This is a genomic window from Pseudomonas sp. Sample_9 (genome assembly GCF_004307535.1).
Taxonomy (GTDB): domain Bacteria; phylum Pseudomonadota; class Gammaproteobacteria; order Pseudomonadales; family Pseudomonadaceae; genus Aquipseudomonas; species Aquipseudomonas mercuritolerans.
Window position 1 is genome coordinate 1 of the sequence record NZ_RAZO01000169.1, and the last position, 606, is coordinate 606.

The window sequence follows — 606 nt, forward strand, 5'->3', positions numbered from 1 at the left end:
GCCAGCGCTTGGCGTGACGACTGCCGGGGGCGTTGCTGTGGGCCAGTTCATCCACAAGCACAAGCTTCGGCTTGGCGGCGAGAATGCCGTCTAGGTCCATTTCTTCGAGCAGCACGCCACGGTATTCGCTGCGCACCAGCGGTTGCTGTGGCAAGCCGCCGAGCAAGGCTTCGGTTTCGGCACGGCCATGGGTTTCGACCACGCCGGCGAGGACTTTCACGCCTTGGCGCAGCTGCGTGTGCGCGGCCTGAAGCATGGCGTAGGTCTTGCCGACCCCGGGCGCCGCGCCGAGAAAAACCTTGAGCCGGCCACGGCCATCGCGGGGCAGGTCTGCTAACAATGCGTCGGCGCGGCCGGAGTCGCTCATGCTGGGGATGCTCTCTTTCTTCTGATGTTTATGCGGTGATTGTCAGGGCGCCTTCGCGAGCAGGCTCGCTCCCACATGGATATGCATTCCAAAGGTGGGAGCGAGCCTGCTCGCGAATGGCCGCGCCGCCGATTACAGGTTTTGCAGTGCCAGGTTCAGCTCCAGCACATTCACCACCGGCGGGCCCACCAGCGGTTGTTCGATGTGCTTATCGAGCAATTGCTGCAAGGTCGACACCG

General features: G+C 63.5%; 2 pseudogenes. Both read right to left on the reverse strand.

What is annotated here, in order from left to right:
- Nucleotides 1–367 (reverse strand): annotated as a pseudogene (locus D6877_RS09410) (histidine kinase); the annotation flags it as partial.
- Between the two features lie 132 nt (nt 368–499).
- Nucleotides 500–606, reverse strand: a pseudogene (locus D6877_RS29865) (potassium-transporting ATPase subunit C); the annotation flags it as partial.